Here is a 316-nt window from a genome sequence, read left to right as displayed (position 1 = left end):
AAAGCCTTCAAATACTATTGTCATAGAAGATTCTATCCATGGCGTACACGCCGCAACTGCAGCAGGCATGCGTGTCATCGGTTTTACGGGAGGATCACACAGTTATCTTAGCCATTCTAATGCACTTGTAGATGCCGGCGCCGAAACATCTATCGCCAAACATGCGCATTTACTCGAAGTCTTAGAAGCAATGGCAATATGGCAAAATTCATCATAAAATGTCTCTTAGACGTATATCAACTCAAAAACTTCTCAGTGATATTTTTACTAAGATGCCCTTATTTCAATTAAAACACACCTCTAAGAGCTAAAATAT

1 pseudogene is annotated in these 316 nt (G+C 39.6%); it reads left to right on the top strand.

Going from position 1 to position 316, the window contains the following annotated elements:
- Nucleotides 1–217: pseudogene (locus tag ACFIK8_RS12095) on the top strand (HAD family hydrolase); the annotation flags it as partial.
- Nucleotides 218–316 lie beyond the last annotated feature (99 nt).

Source organism: Bartonella sp. MR168JLCBS, from assembly GCF_042194175.1.
Note: the sequence above shows the minus strand (reverse complement) of the source record. Positions and strands in the feature narration are given on the sequence as shown.